Annotated in this window: 17 protein-coding genes, 1 tRNA gene and 1 pseudogene; 8 read left to right on the top strand and 11 right to left on the bottom strand. The window is 42.0% G+C overall.

Annotated elements, in window-relative coordinates; genetic code table 11:
- Nucleotides 1-20 precede the first annotated feature (20 nt).
- The 3 genes from LIR34_RS00125 to LIR34_RS00135 are packed head-to-tail and all read right to left on the bottom strand — an operon-like array spanning nt 21 to nt 1653.
- Entirely contained in the window at nt 21-797 is a 777-nt protein-coding gene (locus tag LIR34_RS00125) for a sulfite exporter TauE/SafE family protein (protein ID WP_161285608.1), read from the bottom strand.
- A 29-nt stretch (nt 798-826) separates the two neighbouring features.
- Nucleotides 827-1381, bottom strand: a complete 555-nt coding sequence (locus tag LIR34_RS00130; protein WP_161285609.1) for a GNAT family N-acetyltransferase — start codon at nt 1379-1381, stop codon at nt 827-829.
- 20 nt (nt 1382-1401) lie between these two features.
- Nucleotides 1402-1653, bottom strand: coding sequence for a kinase (locus LIR34_RS00135; protein ID WP_161285610.1), 252 nt, complete (start codon nt 1651-1653; stop codon nt 1402-1404).
- A 181-nt stretch (nt 1654-1834) separates the two neighbouring features.
- On the opposite strand from LIR34_RS00135, the gene LIR34_RS00140 reads away from it, so the two are divergent.
- The gene (locus tag LIR34_RS00140; protein WP_173901625.1) at nt 1835-2923 is read left to right on the top strand and encodes a pyridoxal phosphate-dependent aminotransferase; all 1089 of its coding nucleotides are present in this window, start codon (nt 1835-1837) and stop codon (nt 2921-2923) included.
- Nucleotides 2924-2937: 14 nt separating this feature from the next.
- On the opposite strand, the gene spoIIID is transcribed toward LIR34_RS00140, so the two are convergent.
- Entirely contained in the window at nt 2938-3192 is a 255-nt protein-coding gene (gene spoIIID / locus LIR34_RS00145) for a sporulation transcriptional regulator SpoIIID (RefSeq protein WP_161285612.1), read from the bottom strand.
- A gap of 89 nt (nt 3193-3281) precedes the next feature.
- Nucleotides 3282-4274, bottom strand: a complete 993-nt coding sequence (locus LIR34_RS00150; RefSeq protein ID WP_161285613.1) for an aldo/keto reductase — start codon at nt 4272-4274, stop codon at nt 3282-3284.
- Nucleotides 4275-4551: 277 nt separating this feature from the next.
- Between LIR34_RS00150 and LIR34_RS00155 the strand changes: the two genes are divergently transcribed.
- The 3 genes from LIR34_RS00155 to LIR34_RS00165 all read left to right on the top strand — a co-directional run bounded on the left by LIR34_RS00155 (nt 4552) and on the right by LIR34_RS00165 (nt 6774).
- The gene (locus LIR34_RS00155; RefSeq protein ID WP_161285614.1) at nt 4552-4932 is read left to right on the top strand and encodes a 4Fe-4S binding protein; all 381 of its coding nucleotides are present in this window, start codon (nt 4552-4554) and stop codon (nt 4930-4932) included.
- A 2-nt stretch (nt 4933-4934) separates the two neighbouring features.
- The gene (locus LIR34_RS00160; RefSeq protein ID WP_173901624.1) at nt 4935-5618 is read left to right on the top strand and encodes a DNA alkylation repair protein; all 684 of its coding nucleotides are present in this window, start codon (nt 4935-4937) and stop codon (nt 5616-5618) included.
- A 64-nt stretch (nt 5619-5682) separates the two neighbouring features.
- Nucleotides 5683-6774, top strand: coding sequence for an FtsW/RodA/SpoVE family cell cycle protein (locus LIR34_RS00165; RefSeq protein ID WP_161285615.1), 1092 nt, complete (start codon nt 5683-5685; stop codon nt 6772-6774).
- 29 nt (nt 6775-6803) lie between these two features.
- Here the strand turns inward: LIR34_RS00165 and feoB are convergent, their stop codons facing one another.
- A complete protein-coding gene (gene feoB, locus LIR34_RS00170) occupies nt 6804-9167 on the bottom strand; it encodes a ferrous iron transport protein B (RefSeq protein ID WP_161285616.1) in 2364 nt (787 codons plus the stop codon).
- A 216-nt stretch (nt 9168-9383) separates the two neighbouring features.
- Nucleotides 9384-10538 (bottom strand): annotated as a pseudogene (locus LIR34_RS00175) (FprA family A-type flavoprotein); the annotation flags it as partial.
- A gap of 268 nt (nt 10539-10806) precedes the next feature.
- On the opposite strand from LIR34_RS00175, the gene LIR34_RS00180 reads away from it, so the two are divergent.
- On the top strand, nt 10807-11289 hold the full coding sequence (locus LIR34_RS00180) for an Lrp/AsnC family transcriptional regulator (protein WP_227240237.1): 483 nt from the start codon (nt 10807-10809) through the stop codon (nt 11287-11289).
- Entirely contained in the window at nt 11286-12461 is a 1176-nt protein-coding gene (locus LIR34_RS00185; protein WP_161285618.1) for an aminotransferase class I/II-fold pyridoxal phosphate-dependent enzyme, read from the top strand. The genes LIR34_RS00180 and LIR34_RS00185 overlap by 4 nt, the downstream gene beginning before the upstream one ends.
- 42 nt (nt 12462-12503) lie before the next feature.
- Here the strand turns inward: LIR34_RS00185 and LIR34_RS00190 are convergent, their stop codons facing one another.
- Nucleotides 12504-13376: a DMT family transporter gene (locus LIR34_RS00190; protein WP_161285619.1), complete on the bottom strand. Its 873-nt coding sequence runs from the start codon at nt 13374-13376 to the stop codon at nt 12504-12506.
- Nucleotides 13377-13619: 243 nt separating this feature from the next.
- On the opposite strand from LIR34_RS00190, the gene thrH reads away from it, so the two are divergent.
- Nucleotides 13620-14225 carry a bifunctional phosphoserine phosphatase/homoserine phosphotransferase ThrH gene (gene thrH / locus LIR34_RS00195; RefSeq protein ID WP_173901622.1) on the top strand — a complete coding sequence of 202 codons (606 nt, stop codon included), beginning with the start codon at nt 13620-13622 and terminating at the stop codon, nt 14223-14225.
- 103 nt (nt 14226-14328) lie between these two features.
- Here the strand turns inward: thrH and LIR34_RS00200 are convergent.
- Both LIR34_RS00200 and LIR34_RS00205 read right to left on the bottom strand, forming a co-directional pair.
- Nucleotides 14329-14399, bottom strand: a tRNA-Gly gene (locus tag LIR34_RS00200).
- A gap of 91 nt (nt 14400-14490) precedes the next feature.
- Entirely contained in the window at nt 14491-16239 is a 1749-nt protein-coding gene (locus LIR34_RS00205; protein ID WP_173901621.1) for an ABC transporter ATP-binding protein, read from the bottom strand.
- A 325-nt stretch (nt 16240-16564) separates the two neighbouring features.
- Here LIR34_RS00205 and LIR34_RS00210 point away from each other — a divergent pair, with 325 nt between their 5' ends.
- Nucleotides 16565-17464, top strand: coding sequence for a DegV family protein (locus LIR34_RS00210; protein WP_161285622.1), 900 nt, complete (start codon nt 16565-16567; stop codon nt 17462-17464).
- Nucleotides 17465-17642: 178 nt separating this feature from the next.
- On the opposite strand, the gene LIR34_RS00215 is transcribed toward LIR34_RS00210, so the two are convergent.
- Nucleotides 17643-19127 carry a glycoside hydrolase family 32 protein gene (locus LIR34_RS00215; RefSeq protein WP_173901620.1) on the bottom strand — a complete coding sequence of 495 codons (1485 nt, stop codon included), beginning with the start codon at nt 19125-19127 and terminating at the stop codon, nt 17643-17645.
- Nucleotide 19128 lies beyond the last annotated feature (1 nt).

A 19128-nucleotide genomic window follows, 5' to 3' on the forward strand; every position in this document is an offset into this window, starting at 1 on the left:
CCCCGGTCTTACTCTTCTGTTTATCCAATTAATTCCGTCACTACTTTTATAAAAAAGATTACGATCACAACCACCATGACCGGTTTTACAATTTTACTTCCATTGCTTGTAAAGCAATGACTTCCCAGATAATTTCCAACCATGTTGCAGCAGCCTGCCGCAACACCCAGAGGAATATATGCCGCTCCATTGAACAAAAATACTGCAAGTGCAGAAATGTTTGTAGTAAGATTAATCGCCTTTGTGGTTCCTGCCGCATCATTCAGTGATAAATGACAAAAGGCTGTAAACAGCAGCATAAGAAAGGTTCCTGTTCCCGGTCCATAGATTCCGTCATATATTCCAACTACAAATGCAATTCCTATACACTTCATGATCAGATTTCGGGTTACTTTATCTACTATTTCATAATCCGGCTTTTCCTGAAGTGCTTTGCTTCTCAGCACATAAAATAAAATGACCGGAAGTACGACCAGCATGGCTATCTTTAAAACTTTCTCATCTATCATCAGAGTAATCTTCGCACCCAGTGAAGAGCCCGCGATTGCAGCTACAATGGCCGGTACGCAGATTTTCCATTTCATAAATCCCTGACGCAGATAATAGAAAGTGGAAACCGTCGTTCCCATGGCACTGCTGATCTTATTTGTCGCAATTGCCGTATGTGCAGGCAGTCCCGCGATCATATATGCCGGCAGAGAGATCAGCCCTCCACCTCCTGCAATAGAATCTACAAATCCCGCCAGAAATACAAACAGACACACAACCAGATACACTAAAACTATATGTTCTCCCATAATTCTCCCCGTTTATTTTATCTTTTGTTTTATTTTGTTTCTGAAAGTAAAGTCGGATTCAGGAACTGCACATACTCCTCACCCAGCACTTCTCTCAGGAAATCCACATATTCCTGAAATGTAAGTTCTCCATCGGGTGTAAGAATTTCAAAATCCGTATCATACACATTCGCAAACAATCCTGTCTCTTTCAGTCCATTTCGAAGATAAAATGCTTTTCTTCGTTTACGTTCCTGTGCATTGTCTGCCTGTTCATCCTGAATTTCTATCTCAAAAATATATTTCTGATTTTTAAAATGTACAAGCAGAACTTCCAAACCTTTACTTCCATAACCTCCGCTTCGTTTTTCCGGTATGATTGCATAGTAATCAAGCAGTGCACAATTTCCACTAAGCATATTGATGGCAAGTCCTACAAACTCATCTCCATCTACTATTGCAAGCATTTCCATCTTACCGTCTTCTACAAGCTGTTCCATTACGTGAAGCGGTTTTTTCTCCTGCTCCGGAAAAGCCATCTCATACAATTCATATAGCTGTGATTTATACCGCATCCCCTCATCAGCAATATTCATTAGTTTCATAGTTTTCCTACTCCTGTCTTTTAATTATTTATCATATCCGGCCAGGAAAAAATCTCTGCAGATATCTCAGCTTCATAGTCGCCCTCGATATCCTGGCTTCTTCCCGCCTCATAAATATTGGTCTCTGCACCCCAGACTCCATCATGATATTCCCATACATGAAATTTCAGACCACGAAACATAAAATCCAGACTTCCACATCCGTCTTCCTCTGTATATTCGTATTTAATATTTTTGGCTCTTAACGCATCCTGTACTTTTTCTAATCGCATATCTATCCCCCATTTAGCTGAATAAAAGACAGAGTTTTCTCACTCTGTCTTTTTACTTTTATGATAATATGAAATCTATTATATGCAAAATCCATCGGAAAAGCAAGTTTATCTACTTGCGGATATATCTTCAATGCTTTATGATAGTACTAAACTAAAAAATGTAAGGAAGTATGCAACTATGACTACCAAAATGGTTTTCCACGGAAGTGATATAGAAAAAATCTGCAGTTATTATCATTTAAATAAAGAAGATATCATAAAATTCGGAGCCAATGTCAATCCCCTTGGCCTTTCATCCAATGTCAGAGAAGCGCTTGCTTCTCATATTGATCTGTTTTCTTCGTATCCGGATCGAAACTATACAACTCTTCGTAATACGATCTCAGAATACTGCCATATTCCAGCTGATTTTATCCTTCCTGGAAATGGATCCAGCGAACTGATTTCTCTGTTGATTCAGGAAAAAGCACCTAAGCATACCCTGATTCTTGGACCTACTTATTCTGAATACTCCCGCGAACTTTCTTTCTCCGGAAGCACGCAGGAATATTATCATCTGCGGGAGGAACAGGATTTCTGTCTGGATGTTGATGATCTCTGCCAAACACTTGCTGACAATTATGATTTTCTTATCCTCTGCAATCCCAACAACCCAACCTCCTCTGCAATTTTTCAGGAAGAGCTCAGAAAACTGCTCACTTTCTGCAGCAATCATGATATTTTTGTAATGATCGATGAGACCTATGTTGAATTCGCACCGGAAATTGACAAAATCACCGCGGTTCCGCTTACCAGAGAATTTTCCAATCTCATGGTATTGCGTGGTGTTTCCAAATTTTATGCTGCCCCGGGTATGCGTCTCGGATATGGCATTACCGGAAATATGGATTTCCTTTCCAAAATGAAAGAAAAACAAACTCCATGGTCCTTAAACAGCCTTGGTGCCTATGCCGGTGAACTGATGCTCAAAGATCAGGAATATATTCAGGCTACCAGAAATCTTATTCTTTCCGAAAGGGAAAAACTTTACAGGGAACTAAAAGAGATTTCAACCTATAAGGTTTATCCGGCTTATGCCAACTTCATCCTGCTCAAGATCCAGAAACCGGGACTGACCTCTTTCGATGTCTTCGAAGCCTGCATCAAACAGGGACTTATGATTCGTGACTGTGCTTCTTTCCAGTGTCTGGAAGGAGAATTTATCCGTTTCTGCATCATGATGCCAGAGGACAACGCCCGTTTACTCAATGTATTAAAGCAGCTGTAATCCAGCTGCTTTTTTCATCTCGCCATATGAAGATACTTTTCTTTCGTAGCCAGTCCGCCCCGGATATGCCGTTCCTGCTTATTCACATCCAGGATCTTCCGCACTTCTGCTGCCAGAGAAGGATTAATCGTCCGCAATCGTTCCGCACAGTCTTTATGTACCGTACTCTTGCTTATCCCAAATTTCTTTGCCGCCTGGCGCACTGTGGCACGGGTTTCAATTATGTAACACGCAACTTCCACCGCCCGCTCTTCAATATAATCTTTCAAAGGAAAATCCCCCGAAGACACCGTTTTTACAGTGTATGCAGGGGATTCTTACAAACATTCCCTCTAATTTCAAACTATACTCTTTTATTTTAGTTCAATGAGATTTCATCAATCTGTTTCAGTTCTTCCTTCGTAAACGGAGCACAGCTGACTGCCTTTATATTATCAAGAATCTGCTGAGGCTTTGAAGCACCGATCAGTACACTTGTTACCTCTTCCTTCTGAAGAAGCCATCCAAGAGCCATATCCGCAAGTTTCTCTCCACGCTGTGCTGCCAGTTCATTCAGCTTACGGATCTGATCCATTCTGTGCTCATCGAGAATGCTTTCTTTCAGAAATCTTCCGTCTGTCCTGATACGACTGTCTTTTGGAATACCATTCAGATAACGATCCGTCAACTGTCCCTGTGCAAGAGGACTGAATGTAATCAATCCTTTCTTCAGAATACCCGTTGTTTTTTTGAGGCCATTTTTCTCTACAGTTCTGTCAAAGATAGAATAACGGTTCTGGTTGATCACAAACGGACAATGAAGGTCTTTAAGGATTGCGGCTGCTTCACTTAATGTCTTTCCATCATAGTTGGAAAGTCCGACATACAGAGCCTTTCCACTTTGCACAGCACTTGCCAGTGCCCCCATCGTCTCTTCCAGCGGAGTATCCGGATCCATTCTGTGATGATAAAAGATATCTACGTACTCCAGTCCCATACGTTTCAGACTCTGATCAAGACTCGCAAGAAGATATTTACGACTGCCCCAGTTTCCATAAGGACCATCCCACATCTCATATCCTGCTTTTGTAGTGATGATCAGCTCATCACGGTAAACACCCAGATCTTCTTTCAGGATTCTGCCAAAGTTTTTTTCGGCACTTCCCGGTTCCGGTCCATAATTATTAGCCAGATCAAACTGCGTGATTCCATTATCAAAAGCTGTAAAACAAAGCTTCTTCATATTTTCAAAATTCGCAGTGTCACCGAAATTATGCCATAATCCCAGCGATACTTTTGGAAGCATCAGTCCACTGTTTCCACAGTGGCTGTATTCCATCGTTGTATATCTGTCCTTTGATGCAGTGTACATATCTTTTCCTCCCGCTGTGTTTTTTTGTATTCCTGTAACGGTTCAGTACCTTCACAGTTACAACTTTCTTTTATACAAGATTATCACTTGAAGTGCACTTGAAGTCAAGAGTTACTGTTCACAAATAATATCCCGCGAGGTGTTTTGTCATGGATATGACAAAATCCCGAGACATATGGGGCAAGAAATTATTTCATATATAAAAAAAACAAAATTTATTGAGTAAAATTATCAATAATGTTACAATAAAAGAAAAAAACACGCGGAGGGAATTCAAATGAAAAAACTTAAAGTAAAAAAAGGAAGTACCTGTATGGCATGTCTTGCCTGTGTTGATGCCTGTTCTCAGGCATTCTACAAAACCTTCAACCCGGAGCTTGCATGTCTGGAGATTGTAGAAAAGAAATCTATTCGTCCAATGACCTGCCCACAGTGCGGTAAATGTGCAGAAGCATGTCCGGAAGGAGCTATCACACAGAACGCAAAAGGTGTATACATGATCAACAAGAAGAAATGTACCGGCTGCGGCAAATGTGCGGAAGCATGTCCATTTGGTCTGATCGTTAAGACTGAGGGGAACCCGGCATCCAAATGTATTGCATGCGGAATCTGTGCAAAAGCATGCCCAATGGACGTACTTGAGGTTGTTGAAGACTAAAAATGCTGAGCATCACAGAATTAGAAAAACAATTATTTGAAATGCAGGATCTGAAGTATCGGGATTTTCACAGCAGACTTATGCCGGGGATTGATAAAGAAACCATCATAGGAATACGGACACCGATTCTCCGCAAATTCACAAAAGAATTTGCCAGAACACCAGGTGCAGAGGAATTTCTTACCCAGCTTCCGCACCGATACTATGAAGAAAATAATATGCATATGATGATCATTACTTCTATTTCTGATTATGAGACCTGTCTTGCTGAGATCCAAAGATTTCTTCCATACATAAATAACTGGGCAACCTGTGATTTTCCTGCTCCGAAATGTTTTGCAAAACATCTCGGAGAACTTCTGTCGGAAATACAGAACTGGATCGTATCTGGTGAAACTTACACTGTTAGATACGGAATCGGTATGCTGATGAGACTTTATCTGGATGATGCTTTTCAGCCGGAATATCTTGAAATGGCAGCCAATATAACCTCAGAGGAATATTATGTAAATATGATGATTGCCTGGTATCTGGCAACAGCTCTTGCAAAGCAATGGACTGCAACAATTCCATATCTGGAAGAACGACGACTCTCAGAATGGGTACACAGAAAAACGATTCAAAAAGCCGTTGAAAGCTACCGGATCTCACCAGAACAGAAAATCTATCTAAAAAGCCTGCGGTAATCCCGCAGGCATATTTTTTGTATTTTTTCCATAACTTTAAATAAAATCCATCTCGGAGTCTGCCATGTCAAAAAACAGAGAAAAATCTTCTTTCCAGGCAGATATGACCCTGCTGACACTGGTAGTGCTTCTTACTGTTTTGGGCCTTGTTATTCTTTTCAGTGCCAGTGAATATAATGGCAGAGTCCGATTTCATGACTCTGCCTATTATTTCAAAAAACAATTATTTGCCTCCTCACTCGGACTTGGCGTGATGTACTTTGTTTCAAATATAAGTTACCGTTTCTTTGTGCGTCTTGCCCCGGCGGCATATTTCCTGTCTATGCTGTTATCAACTGCTGTACTCCTTTTCGGGCAGGAGATCAATGGCTCAAAACGATGGCTGAACCTTGGACCGTTATCTTTCCAGCCATCAGAATTTGCCAAAGTAGCTGTTGTTCTTTTTCTGACCTGGCAGATTGACAATTCTCGAAAAAAGATCGACGGGTTCTGGTTTATGTTTCGGACTATGTTTACGCTTCTTCCTATCGTCGGTCTGGTTGGCTCCAATAACCTGAGTACAGCAATCATCATTCTTGGAATCGGTGTTATTCTGATATTTGTTTCCTCACCTCACTATCTCCAGTTTCTTGCTCTTGGCAGTGCCGGCATTGGATTCATCACCATTTTTCTGGCTGCCGAAAGCTATCGCCTTGAACGTCTGGCAATCTGGAGAAATCCAGAAAAATATGAAAAAGGATTTCAGACTATCCAGGGACTCTATGCGATTGGAAGCGGTGGACTTCTTGGACGGGGACTGGGAAACAGTATACAAAAACTGGGCTTCGTACCCGAAGCCCAGAATGACATGATCTATTCTATTATCTGCGAAGAATTCGGACTCATCGGAGCCATTCTTCTGCTATTTATTTTTGGTCTGCTGCTCTGGAGGCTCTGTGTCATCTCCATGCACAGCACAGATCTTTCCGGAGCCCTTCTGTCTGCCGGGATCATGGGACATCTGGCAATCCAGGTCATACTGAATATCGCTGTTGTCACCAACACAATACCCAACACCGGAATCACCCTGCCCTTTATAAGCTACGGTGGCACTTCCATCGTCTTCCTGCTCGGTGAAATGGGGCTCGCTCTAAATGTCAGCCGCTGTCGGAAATAATGTTTCCAAAAATAAACAACTACTGTCTGTTAGAAAATCAATCCTCCCACAAGATAAACCACCAATGCTGCCAGCCATGCGATCACGCATTGTCCGATCACAACACCTGCCGCCCATTTACTGCCAAGTTCTCTCTTGATAGAAGCAATAGCTGCCACACACGGTGTATATAGCAGACAAAAAGCCAGAAGACTCGCTGCCGAAAGTGGTGTAATGCTATCTAGCAGTACTGCTGTATTTCCAAACAGAATAGACAAGGTGGAAACGACACTTTCCTTTGCCATAAATCCTGTAATCAGTGCTGTTGAAATCCTCCAGTCACCAAATCCCATCGGCTTGAATATCGGTGCCACAACACTTGCCAGCATAGCAAGAATGCTGTCTTTCGAATCTGTCACAATACTCAGATGTGTGTTGAAGGTCTGCAAAAACCAGATAACAAGTGTAGCCATAAAAATAACTGTAAATGCCCTCTGCAGGAAATCCTTTGCCTTATCCCAGAGCAGATGACCTACATTCTTTGCTCCCGGCATACGGTAGTTTGGAAGCTCCATGACAAAAGGAACTGCCTCGCCGCTGAATAAAGTTTTTCTCATCAGAAGTGCCATCAGAATTCCCATTATGATTCCACCAAAATATAAGGCGATCATCACGATGGCGCCATGACCAGGGAAAAATGCAGCTGCAAAAAATGCGTAAATAGGGAGCTTCGCAGAACAGCTCATAAACGGTGTCAGCATAATTGTCATCTTACGGTCTCTCTCTGACGGAAGTGTACGGCTTGCCATAACACCTGGTACAGTACAGCCAAAGCCTACCAGCATCGGTACAATACTTCTGCCGGAAAGCCCAATCTTACGAAGCAGTTTGTCCATCACAAATGCAACTCGCGCCATATATCCACTGTCCTCCAGCAAAGAAAGGAAGAAAAACAATGTTACGATGACCGGCAGAAAACTCAGCACGCTTCCCACACCATTAAACACACCGTCGATCACCAGTGAATGCAGTACATCATTCACCCCGGCCGATGTCATCCAGTTGTCAACAAAATTTCCAAGTGCCGTGATTCCCATCTCCAGCAGATTTTGGAAAAATGCACCGATCACACTGAAAGTAAGGAAAAATACAAGTCCCATGATTCCGACAAAACATGGAATTGCTGTATATTTTCCCGTGAGGATCCTGTCAATCTTTACACTGCGAAGATGTTCCTTACTTTCTTTTGGTTTCACGACAGTTTCATCACAGACTCTTTCAATGAAATCAAAACGCATGTGGGCAATTGCCGCTGCTCTGTCAAGTCCTCGCTCTTTTTCCATCTGCTGAATAATATGTTCCAACATTTCCTTTTCATTCTGATCAAGCTTCAGACTGTCCATGATCAGCTGATCTCCCTCTGCCAGCTTCGCTGCCGCAAAGCGAACCGGAATCTCTGCTGCCTGGGCATGGTCTTCGATCAGATGCATGATTGCATGGAGGCATCTGTGGACTGCACCACCATCTTCATTCGCATCACAGAAATCTATATTCTGTGGCTTCTCCTGATATTTTGCAACATGGAGTGCATGGGCTACCAGTTCGTCAATTCCTTCATTCTTGGCCGCTGAAATCGGTACAACCGGTATTCCCAGCATTTTCTCCATGCGGTTGACAAGAATGGAACCTCCATTCTCTCTCACCTCATCCATCATATTCAGTGCAAGCACCATCGGAATATCAAGTTCCATCAGCTGCATGGTCAGATAAAGGTTTCTCTCTATATTTGTAGCATCTACAATATTAATAATTCCCTTCGGATGTTCATCCAGAACAAAATTCCTCGTCACGATCTCCTCACTGGAATACGGTGACATCGAATAGATTCCGGGAAGATCTGTAACAAGTGTATTGTTTCTTCCTCTGATCATCCCGTCTTTTCGGTCTACAGTAACCCCCGGAAAATTTCCCACATGCTGACTTGAACCTGTAAGCTGGTTAAACAATGTTGTCTTACCGCAGTTCTGATTGCCTGCAAGAGCAAATGTAAGCAGTTCACTGTCCGGCAATGGATGTTCATTTTCCTTTTCATGATATTTACCGCCCTCGCCCAGGCCCGGATGAGGAATCGCTTTGGTAATATCTTTCTTGTGCACAGCCTTCCCCTCATACGGCTTCACTTCATCCCGAATATTCTCTATCTCTATCTTTTCGGCGTCTGCAAGGCGCAGTGTCAGTTCATAACTATGGATACGAAGCTCCATCGGGTCTCCCATCGGTGCATATTTCACCATGGTCACATCTCCCTTTGGAATCAGACCCATATCCAGGAAGTGCTGCCTTAATGCTCCTTCACCGCCAACGGAACGAATTGTTGCAGTTTTTCCGATGGGCAGTTCTCTTAATGATGTCATAATCTGCTTCCTTCTTTCTTCTTGTGTCTATTGATATTTTTTCTCAGTACGTATGAACTAACCCTATGATAATTGAGAATATTTGTCAATAGTTATTCTGTAAAAAGTCAAAATATTGTAGTTTCGTTGTAACTGTTCACAGCAACGTTTCGTTCCAGACAGCAACAGCCCCTGCGACTCCATCCTCGCAGGGGCTGTTGCTGTTATATAATTTTATTTACAGAGTTCTTCTGCCATCTTATCCAGTTCTTCAATATTTTCGTCACTTAAAGAAGACATGATCTTTACAGTTGTATCAAGCCATGTGATATTTTTGCTCTTCTCAAATTTAGAAGCCATAACCTTTGCTGCATTCGGTGCCCAGCTTCCATTCTCGATCAGACCGATTGTACGGTTCTGATAATTTCTCTCGGTCAGATGGTCAATATAAAACTTCATAAACGGGAAAATATCTGCATTGTAGGTAACGGATGCAAGAACCAGCTTTCCATAACGGAAGGCATCTGCTACTGCCTCTGCCATATCATCTCTTGCAAGATCAAATACTGTAACCTTCGGGCATCCCTTTTCTTCCAGCTTCTGTGCCAGAACTTCAACTGCTTTCTTTGTATTTCCATATACAGATGAGTATGCGATCACAACGCCCTCGCTCTCAACTTTATAAGAGGACCAGATATCATATTTCTCCAGATAATGTCCCAGGTTCTCAGTCAGAACCGGTCCATGCAGAGGGCAGATAATCTGGATATCCAGAGTTGCTGCTGCTTTGAGAAGTTTCTGTACCTGCGGTCCATATTTTCCAACAATACCGATATAATAACGACGAGCCTCGCAGTCCCAGTCCTCTTCTACATCAAGAGCTCCGAATTTACCAAATCCGTCAGCGGAGAACAGTACCTTGTCTGTACTGTCATAAGTCACCATAACCTCCGGCCAGTGTACCATCGGTGCAAATACAAAAGTAAGAACATGTTTACCAAGCGTCAGAGACTCACCATTTCCAACTTCCAGGGTTCTTCCCTCAAGATCCATATCTCTGAAGAAATTCTTCATCATTCCAAAAGTCTTGGTGTTTGCAACAATTGTTGTCTCCGGATATACCTTCATAAAGTTCTCAATATTTGCCGCATGATCTGGTTCCATATGCTGAACTACCAGATAATCCGGCTTCGCATCACCGAGAACTGCTGCGATATTGTCCAGCCACTCCTTCGTAAATCCTGCATCTACTGTATCCATAACTGCGGTCTTCTCATCTCGGATCACATAAGAGTTGTATGCCATTCCATTTGGTACAACATACTGACCCTCGAACAAATCTACTTTGTGGTCATTTACGCCTACATATAAAATATCATTTGTAATCTGCATTCTGCTTCTGCCTCCCTGAGCTTTATCATTTCCTGACTTTTTCTCTGTTACCGTTCACTATGTAAACAGTTACGCTTCTCTTATTATATCATCCTTTTTATGGAAATCAATCATTTTAGAATATATACTTTACTGTTTTAATCCACTTTTATCATTTTGCATATCCTTTTGTTTTTACTGTAAAAATTTTATCAAACGTGGTATGATAGAACTAATCTCCGGAAACACTCCGGCACAGATTACTGACTTAAATTTGGAGGATATAATCTTGAGAAAACAAATATTAAGCTATCTTGAAAAAAACAGCAAAATGGATCCCAGAGAAATTGCCATTCTGCTTGGTACAGAACCCGATGTTGTCGAAAACGAGATCCGCAAAATGGAAGAGGAAAAGATTATCTGCGGCTACCATACCATGATTGACTGGGACAAGACCAGTTCCGAAATGGTCACTGCTTTGATTGAAGTACGCGTAACACCACAGCGCGGTCAGGGATTTGATTCCATCGCCGAGCGTATTTACAAGTATCCGGAAGTCCGTTCCGTATACCTGATCTCCGGCGGCTATGACCTTATGGTCATTCTGGAAGGCAAAACTCTCAAAGAAGTTTCCCAGTTTGTAACGGACAAACTTTCCACCCTGGACTCTGTCTTAAGTACCGCTACTCACTTCATTCTGAAGAAATACAAAGATCATGGTACAATCTTTGATCAGAAAATCAAAGACGAAAGGATGCTGGTGACACCTTGAGAAAACTTATCGCAGACAAGGTGGCAGCCATCCAGCCATCTGGAATAAGGAAATTTTTTGACATCGTAAGCGAAATGGATGACGTTATCTCTCTCGGCGTCGGTGAACCGGATTTTAATACTCCCTGGCATATCCGCGATGAGGGAATCTACAGCCTGGAAAAGGGCCGTACCTATTACACTTCAAACGCAGGTCTTCTGGAACTCCGCCAGGAGATCAGCAAATATGTACAGAATAAATATCATGTTTCCTATGATCCAAAAACAGAGATTCTTGTAACTGTAGGCGGCAGCGAGGCGATTGACCTTTCCATGCGTGCCATGCTCGAGCCTGGTGATGAGGTTCTGATTCCTCAGCCATCTTTCGTTGCCTATGAACCTTGTGCAATTATGGCAGACGGCGTACCAAAATTCATCGATCTCAAAGCCGAGAATGAATTCCGTCTGACCGCTGATGACCTGCGTGCTGCAATCACGGAGCGCACCAAGATCCTTGTCTTGCCATTTCCAAACAATCCCACCGGCTCCATCATGTCGCGCAGGGATCTCGAAGAAATTGCTCAGGTTATAATCGAAAATGATCTTATTGTAGTATCTGACGAGATTTATGCAGAGCTTACCTACTATGATGAACCACATGTATCCATCGCAAGTCTTCCCGGAATGCAGGAGCGTACGCTTCTTCTGAACGGATTTTCCAAGACCTTCGCCATGACAGGATGGCGTCTTGGTTATGCCTGCGGACCTGCCGAGCTCATCAAACAGATGACTAAACTCCATCAGTTTGGTATCATGTCCGCACCGACTACAAGTCAGTATGCAGCGATTGAGGCTCTTCGAAACGGTGAGACAGCTGTTCAGGAAATGCGTGAAGCCTACAACGGACGACGCCGCTATCTGATGCATGCTTTCAAAGAAATGGGTCTGGAATGCTTCGAGCCATTCGGTGCCTTCTATGTTTTTCCGTCAATCAAAGAATTCGGCCTGACTTCTGATGAATTCGCAGAACGACTCCTTCGTGAAGAGCATGTCGCTGTCATTCCAGGTTCTGCCTTCGGCAAATGCGGCGAAGGATTTATCCGTATCTCGTATGCTTACTCTCTGGAGAATCTTAAACTGGCAATGTCACATCTTCAGCGATTTATTGAGAAATTACGCAGCGAAAAACAATAATTCTTTTGCACAAGGATCATATAACGCAAAAGCAGCAGAGAATCAATTTTTCTCTGCTGCTTTCATGTTATAAAGGAACATTCCAAGTGATGCCAGAATGATTAGTCCGTATCCTATGAAACTGTATTTATCCGGAATCTCTCCAAAAAGGAAAAATCCAAGAAGTGTTGCAAATATAATCTGCGAATAATCAAAGATCGATATCTTGCCTGCCGGCGCATATGTATACGCTGCCGTGATCGTAAATTGTCCGCCTGCCGCAAAAGCACCTGCCATCAGAAGCGTTCCGATCTGGGTCCAGGTCATCGACACATAATGAAAAATCATATATGGCAGTACAAACAGACAGGAAAACACAGAAAAATAAAACACAATAACAGGCCCCTTAATTCCATGTGTTCCAAGTACCCGCACCATTGTATAGGCAATTCCTGCTCCAAGTCCTCCACAGACACCAATAAGTGCCGGGATCAGTGCCGCATCCTGGAATCCTGGTTTTACAACAAACAGACATCCGATAAATGCCAGGAATACACAGGCTCCCTGCACCGGTGTGATTTTTTCCTTCAAGATCAGAAACGAAAAAATGATGGCAAAAAACGGAGACAGTTTATTCAGAATGGAGGCATCCGCTACCAGCAAATGATCGATCGCATAAAAGTTACAGAGTATTCCAAGTGTACCAAACGCACATCGAAGAAAAAGTATTCCCAGATACTGCTTCTGCACCCTTGGTACAATATGATTTCTGGTCAGAATCGCTGCCGCAAAAACAGCAGCCACCAGATTACGGAAAAAACTCTTCTGTACAGATGGAAGATCCCCTGCCAGACGCACACTTACATTCATACATGCAAAGAAAAACGCTGACAAAATGATCATCGTCATTCCTTTTATATAATTTTCCTGTTTCATTTCAAATTACCAACTTTCTCTGATGCAATGAGGATAACTCATTGCCTGATATTTTCTGTTTATCATACCACCGATTTACTTTCAGATACAATAGTGATTCTGACTGTTTTTTTATTTTATCATTTCGCTAAATTTAATATAGAAGTTTTGAGATCTTTCCGTTATAATAATACCTGAATACACACTTAGAGAAACGCGTCAACGTATTACAATACTAAAGTCGTTTCAGAACGGAGGATTATTATGGAAATTGTTTGTTTAGACCTTGAAGGCGTACTGGTACCTGAAATCTGGATTGCATTCGCAGAAGAAACCGGTATTCCGGAACTGAAGAGAACAACAAGAGATGAGCCGGATTACGATAAATTAATGAAATACCGTCTCAACATTTTGAAAGAGCACAATCTTGGACTGAAAGAAATTCAGGAAACAATTTCCAGGATTGATCCGCTTCCGGGTGCAAAAGAATTCCTCGACAAACTCAGAGAATTAACACAGGTAATCATCATCAGTGATACCTTCTCTCAGTTTGCAGGTCCTCTGATGAAGAAACTCGGCTATCCGACAATCTTCTGCAATTCCCTTGTTGTCGCAGATAACGGTGAAATCACCGATTTCAAGATGCGCTGCGAAAAATCCAAATACACAACCGTCAAAGCTCTGCAGTCTATCGGATATGACACCATCGCCAGCGGTGACAGCCACAACGACCTCGGCATGATCCAGGCAAGCAAGGCAGGATTCCTGTTCAAGAGCACAGATGCCATCAAATCCGAATATCCGGAAATCCCGGCATATGATACATATGACGAACTCTACAATGCAATTAAAGAAGTGATTGAAGGATAATTTTTCTAATTCCATTTTTAACCAAAAAACTCCCTGGCATTTCAGTTCCTTTTATGAAAAATAAGGTTCTGAATCGTCAGGGAGTATTTTATTGTAGCAAAAAAGCGGGTGATGGGAATCGAACCCACGTATCCAGCTTGGAAGGCTGGTGTTCTACCATTGAACTACACCCGCATCTGTAATGCATTTACTATAATATCATATTTTCCAGAAAATGCAAGCAGATTTTTAAAATTTTTTATATTTTTGTATTTATATATATTGTTTATTCTTTTAACTCCTGTGTATGGACCAGAGAAGCATAGATACCAGCCTCCCTCATCAGCTCCTCATGTGTTCCTTTTTCCACGATCTGACCCTGCTCGATCACCACAATCTTATCCGCATTTTTTACTGTAGAAAGTCTGTGAGCAATAATGATCGTTGTCCTTCCGACCGCAAGCTTTTCGAAGGTTTCCTGAATCTTTGCCTCTGTCACACTGTCAAGTGCTGAGGTTGCCTCATCAAGAATAAGCACCGGCGGATTTTTGAGAAAAATACGTGCAATTGAAATCCTCTGTTTCTGCCCTCCGGAAAGGAGTGCTCCTCTCTCTCCGACATTCGTATCAAACCCTTTTGGCATCTCCATGATGTCATCGTAGATTTCTGCCATCTTTGCGGCTCTGATGATCTCATCCATCGTTGCATCCAGCTTTCCATATCGGATATTTTCTGCAATACTGTCCGCAAAAAGAAATACCTCCTGCTGCACAACACCAATGTTTCTGTGCAGAGATTCCTGCGTTGCTTTCCTTACATCCATACCATCAATTGAAATACTGCCCTCTGTAACATCATAGAATCTCGGGATCAGCTGACTGAGTGTTGTCTTTCCTCCGCCTGATGAGCCGACAAAAGCAATCGTTTCACCTGGTTTAATATGAAGAGAAACATCCTGAAGCACATCCTGATCTCCTTCATAGGCAAACCCGACATGTTCAATATCAATTCTTCCCTCCACATTCTGAAGCTCATCTGCATCCGGATCATCCTTCAAAGCCGGTTCTGTACGCATCAGCTGCACAAATCTGTGAAGACTGGCCGTTCCGTTTGCAATCAGTTCCACCGTTGTCGAAAGCTTCCTTACCGGATTCACAAATGTAGAAACATACAGGCTGAATGTGATCAGATCAATGATATTCAGCTGCTCTGACATGATCAGTGCACCGCCAACTGCAATCACGATCACAGAAAGAATGCACATAAAAAATTCCATCACCGAATTAAAAAGTGCCATTGCCCTGTAAAAATCCGCCTTGGAATCACGATAACTCAGATTCGCGGAGTCGAATTTATTAAGTTCCTTTTCCTCGTTTGCAAAAGCCTTCGCTGTACGAAGTCCGGAAAGTCCGGATTCAAAATCTGTATTGATAGATGCCATCTCTTTTTTGACATTACGCGAAGCATTCTGCATAGAGAAACGACATTTCCACACAACCAGCAAAAAAATCGGAATCGTCACTGCGATCACCAGTGCCAGTTTCCACTGAATCGTAAACATAATGATCAGCGCACCAATGATCGTCACTGTCGATATAAAAATATCCTCCGGTGCGTGATGTGCAAATTCCGTAATGTCAAAAAGCTCCGATGTGAGCTGACTCATCAGCTGCCCCACACGGGCATTGTCAAAATATGCATAACTCAGTTCCTGAATGTGCTGAAACAGATCATGCCGGAAATCCGTCTCCACCCGCACACCAAACGTATGTCCCCAGTAAGTAATAAGATAGGTAAAAACTGACCGCAGGATATACGCACAGAACACAACGACCATTACCGTCCAGAATGTCCTCCACGCATTATCCGGCAGCAGCTTGTACATACACCACCTGGAAATAAACGGAAATGCCAGATCTATTACTGCTATTGCCAGAGCACATACCATATCCAGCAAAAACAGCTTCCTGTGTGGTTTAAAATATGACAGGAATATCTGCATCTCACTTTTGTTTTTAAAATCTTTCTGGTTCATTTCTTATTGCTCCTGATTCTTATTTATTCTCTTATTTTAGCATAAATTCAAGTCGAACGCACGTAAAGATTTGATACGTGATTCTGGTCAGCATAAGCTATTGAAATATTTTAAATTTGGTGTTACAATTTGTCACATTATTATAAAGCATTTTATTTACAATCAAACATTTCACGGTTATCAATTAATATTTTAGGAGACGATCATTATTAAAAAAGCCGAAGAAAAAACGATTTCTGCCAGTGTCAGCGTCCATACCGATCCCGGTGCTGTAGGCATTGGTATCAGTTTCAGATAGAATATCACAGAAAGGATCAAATATACCATGTTTCAGATTTTTGTTGACTCCGCAGCCAATCTTCCGGCTGTGACCGCTAAAAAATATAATATTCATGTAATTTCTTTTGTGAATCTGATTTCCGGAAAAGAAGTTACCTGCTACAACCCTGATCTTTCACCTGAAGAAGAACGCGAAAAAGGCAAAGAATATTATGATGCCATGCGCAAAGGCTGTGAGATCAAGACAGGTCTGATAAGCACTGCGACCTTTGAAGAAAAATTCCAGAAAGCCTTCGATGCTGATCAGGATGTCCTGTATTTGTCCTTAAGCAAAAATATCAGTGGAAATTTCAATTCTGCAAGATTAGCGGCTGAGGAATTATTAAGCCAGAACACAACCGGCCGCAAAATACGACTGATAGATTCTCTCAACGCATCTCTTGCTCAGGGACTTCTTGCCATCTATGCAAGTATCATGCGTGACAAAGGCATGTCCGTCGATGAAGTCGCCGATTCTATAGAACCCCTTGTCGGCAAGATGAATGGTGTCTTTACTGTCGGAGATCTTAAATACCTTTCCCGCACCGGACGTATCAAGGGAAGTATAGCCACTATCGGAAATGTTCTCAAAATCAAGCCTATTCTCAGAGGAAACAAAGATGGCTATATTGTAACTTATAAAAATGTCCGTGGACGTAAAGCAGCCCTGAATACTCTGATCAATCTGGTTTGTGATAATATTATAAAACCTGAAGAACAGATCATCGGTATTGCACATGCCGACGCTTACGAAGATTCTCTTTATATCATGGATAAAATAAGAGAAAAAATCAACGTACGTGATTTTATCAACACATCTTACGACTTCTGCACCGGAAGTCATGTTGGTCCTGATACAATTGCCCTTTTCTTTATCGGCAAAGACAGAGAACTGGCCCAGTCATAATTCTTCACACAAAAAGGCCGGGATCCGAAAGGATCCCGGCTATATATATGGGGAAAATAAGCAATGGAAGTTAACCTTCAATTGCGATATAACCATCTTTTTCTTCAACGACTTTCGGTGCTTTCTTCGGAACAGAAAGTTTCAGAATGTCATCTTCAATTTCAATATAATTTTTGTCCTAAACCAAATTATATTTCACTATATCGATTTTAGCTGCACCTTCAGCAAAGAATGAAATTCCTTTTGCCTCTTGTTCTGTAAATATAACAGCAGACATAACCTGCTCACCGTCATTAATAAATATTTCAGCACTGAATCTATCCAAGATCACACGAAGCTTTAATTCATTGGCATCGCCATTTACCAGACACCTTCTCTGATGAACTAATGCTCGTTCGGTTCCTGAAAATTTTCTGTCAATTTTCAGGACAGACTCATCCGGGCGGAAACTTAATTCTGTATAAAACTTCTCATTTTGTGCAAAACGTAATACAAATTTCTTATACACATTTTCTTTATCTTCCGGACGTATCACAAGTTGCATATCTATAGTTCGTCCTTCGATTTTGTCTAATGTGATCGCATCATTATCTATTACTACATCGTTGTACTCAACTCTGTCTTTACGCATTGCATCGAGTTCTTTGATCGGAGTCTGATAAAGTCTTCCGTTTTTCACAGACACTTCTCTCGGCAGACTCATTTGCGCAAACCATTTTGAGTCATTACAACGATGGGCAGTCGTATCCCAGTTCTGCATCCAGGCAATCATAATTCTACGGCCATCCGGTGCAAGCAAAGTCTGCATTGCATAATAATCCATTCCATAATCGACGCTTTGTACTGTCTCTTCTTTTAAGGTATGTGTCTCCGGATCCATCTCTCCGATGATACATAAGGTCCCATTTCCATTATGGAACTCCAGTCCTTCCGGCAACATGTCCTGTGGACTTGTCAGAAGAACATGTTTTCCATCTAATTCAAAAAAGTCCGGACACTCCCACATCTTTCCATAACGTTTTTTATTTTCTGCCAGTACACTGACAAATTCCCATTCAAATCCATCTGCACTTTTATAAAGAAGAATCTGTCCACTTCCATCTGCCGGACGGCTTCCGATCACACAATAGAAGTAGCCATCTTTTTCTTTCCAGATCTTTGGATCCCGAAAATCCACTTTACTTGCACCTTCTGGCAGATCTTTGGCTGTCAGAACCGGATTCTTTTCATATTTCTTATAATTTTTTCCATCTCCAACAGCCACTGCCTGTGTCTGAATATCCCTTGCCGTTCCATCTTCAAGCGTCTCCTGATCTACAGCAGTATAAATCAGCAGCTGTCTGCCGTCGTCCAGTTCTATTGCACTTCCTGAAAAACATCCTATCTTATCATAATCTTCATCCGGTGCCAGAGCTGCCGGAAGATATTCCCAGTGGAGCAGATCTTTACTTACCACATGTCCCCAGTGCATACTGTTCCAGTGTGTATCATATGGATTATACTGATAAAACAAATGATACTCTCCCTGATAACAGGAAAAACCATTTGGATCATTCATCCATCCAACATATGGACTCACATGAAAAGCCGGTCGATCCTCTGCTTTTATCTGCAGCCCCTGTTCAACTTCATATTTTCTAGCCTTTTCTAACATCTCACTCATG

It is taken from the genome of Blautia sp. MSK17_66, assembly GCF_020538025.1.
GTDB lineage: Bacteria > Bacillota > Clostridia > Lachnospirales > Lachnospiraceae > Blautia_A.

What these genes read in the sequence shown, in the direction of transcription:
- LIR34_RS00190 (WP_161285619.1), bottom strand. Translation starts at nt 13,376, where the DNA reads ATGAAACAGGAAAATTATATAAAAGGAATGACGATGATCATTTTGTCA.
- feoB (WP_161285616.1), bottom strand. Translation starts at nt 9,167, where the DNA reads ATGACATCATTAAGAGAACTGCCCATCGGAAAAACTGCAACAATTCGT.
- LIR34_RS00130 (WP_161285609.1), bottom strand. Translation starts at nt 1,381, where the DNA reads ATGAAACTAATGAATATTGCTGATGAGGGGATGCGGTATAAATCACAG.
- LIR34_RS00140 (WP_173901625.1), top strand. Translation starts at nt 1,835, where the DNA reads ATGACTACCAAAATGGTTTTCCACGGAAGTGATATAGAAAAAATCTGC.
- LIR34_RS00215 (WP_173901620.1), bottom strand. Translation starts at nt 19,127, where the DNA reads ATGAGTGAGATGTTAGAAAAGGCTAGAAAATATGAAGTTGAACAGGGG.
- LIR34_RS00160 (WP_173901624.1), top strand. Translation starts at nt 4,935, where the DNA reads ATGCTGAGCATCACAGAATTAGAAAAACAATTATTTGAAATGCAGGAT.
- LIR34_RS00210 (WP_161285622.1), top strand. Translation starts at nt 16,565, where the DNA reads ATGTTTCAGATTTTTGTTGACTCCGCAGCCAATCTTCCGGCTGTGACC.
- LIR34_RS00150 (WP_161285613.1), bottom strand. Translation starts at nt 4,274, where the DNA reads ATGTACACTGCATCAAAGGACAGATATACAACGATGGAATACAGCCAC.
- LIR34_RS00165 (WP_161285615.1), top strand. Translation starts at nt 5,683, where the DNA reads ATGTCAAAAAACAGAGAAAAATCTTCTTTCCAGGCAGATATGACCCTG.
- thrH (WP_173901622.1), top strand. Translation starts at nt 13,620, where the DNA reads ATGGAAATTGTTTGTTTAGACCTTGAAGGCGTACTGGTACCTGAAATC.
- LIR34_RS00125 (WP_161285608.1), bottom strand. Translation starts at nt 797, where the DNA reads ATGGGAGAACATATAGTTTTAGTGTATCTGGTTGTGTGTCTGTTTGTA.
- LIR34_RS00205 (WP_173901621.1), bottom strand. Translation starts at nt 16,239, where the DNA reads ATGAACCAGAAAGATTTTAAAAACAAAAGTGAGATGCAGATATTCCTG.
- LIR34_RS00135 (WP_161285610.1), bottom strand. Translation starts at nt 1,653, where the DNA reads ATGCGATTAGAAAAAGTACAGGATGCGTTAAGAGCCAAAAATATTAAA.
- LIR34_RS00155 (WP_161285614.1), top strand. Translation starts at nt 4,552, where the DNA reads ATGAAAAAACTTAAAGTAAAAAAAGGAAGTACCTGTATGGCATGTCTT.